The organism is Salipiger sp. HF18 (assembly GCF_011806505.1).
GTDB lineage: Bacteria > Pseudomonadota > Alphaproteobacteria > Rhodobacterales > Rhodobacteraceae > Salipiger > Salipiger thiooxidans.
In genome coordinates, this window is record NZ_JAATOS010000824.1 from 1 (window position 1) to 1,072 (window position 1,072).

At 62.6% G+C, this 1,072-nt stretch carries 2 protein-coding genes; both read left to right on the forward strand.

What is annotated here, in order from left to right:
- Nucleotides 1-310: 50S ribosomal protein L22 (rplV, locus tag HC022_RS27275; protein ID WP_167454461.1), on the forward strand; the 310-nt coding region annotated here is incomplete at its 5' end.
- The gene (rpsC, locus tag HC022_RS27280; protein WP_008885147.1) at nucleotides 310-1,020 is read left to right on the forward strand and encodes a 30S ribosomal protein S3; all 711 of its coding nucleotides are present in this window, start codon (nucleotides 310-312) and stop codon (nucleotides 1,018-1,020) included. The genes rplV and rpsC, both read left to right, overlap by 1 nt.
- The last annotated feature ends 52 nt before the right edge of the window (nucleotides 1,021-1,072 follow it).

Here is a 1,072-nt window from a genome sequence, read left to right on the forward strand (position 1 = left end):
CTCGCCGCAGAAGCTGAACCTGGTGGCCGCGCTGATCCGTGGCAAGAAGGTGGAAAAGGCCCTTTCGGACCTGACCTTCTCGAAGAAGCGGATCGCCGTGGACGTGAAGAAATGCCTTCAGTCCGCCATTGCGAACGCCGAGAACAACCACGGCCTTGACGTCGACGAACTCGTCGTCGCCGAAGCCTACGTGGGCAAGAACCTTGTGATGAAGCGTGGCCGTCCCCGGGCACGTGGCCGCTTCGGCCGCATCAACAAGCCGTTCTCGGAACTCACCATCAAGGTGCGCCAGATCGAGGAGCAAGCCTAATGGGTAACAAGACCAATCCGATCGGCATGCGCCTCCAGGTCAACCGTACCTGGGACAGCCGCTGGTACGCAGACACCAAGGACTACGGTGACCTGCTTCTGGAAGACATTGCGATCCGCGATTTCATCCACGAAGAGTGCAAGCAGGCCGGCGTCGCCCGCGTGATCATCGAGCGTCCGCACAAGAAGTGCCGCGTGACGATCCACAGCGCCCGTCCCGGCGTCATCATCGGCAAGAAAGGCGCGGACATCGAAGTCCTGCGCAAGAAGCTGGCGAAGATGACCGACAGCGAGCTGCACCTCAACATCGTCGAGGTCCGCAAGCCCGAGCTGGACGCCCGCCTCGTGGGTGAGAGCATCGCGCAGCAGCTCGAGCGCCGCGTTTCGTTCCGTCGTGCCATGAAGCGCGCGGTGCAGAACGCCATGCGCATGGGCGCACTGGGCATCCGCGTGAACGTCGCGGGCCGTCTCGGCGGTGCCGAGATCGCTCGTACCGAATGGTATCGTGAAGGCCGTGTGCCGCTGCACACCCTGCGCGCCGACATCGACTACGCCAATGTCGAAGCCACGACCCCCTATGGCATCATCGGGATCAAGGTCTGGATCTTCAAAGGCGAGATCATGGAGCACGACCCGTCCGCCCGCGAACGCAAGTCGCAGGAAATCCAGGACGGTCCGGCTCCGCGCGGCGCCATGGGCGGCCGTCGCTGAGGGAGTTTGAGACATGCTTCAACCGAAACGCACAAAGTTCCGCAAGATGTTC

Bases quoted from the DNA above. Each gene is read 5' to 3' on its own strand.
- rpsC (WP_008885147.1), top strand. From the start codon at position 310: ATGGGTAACAAGACCAATCCGATCGGCATGCGCCTCCAGGTCAACCGT.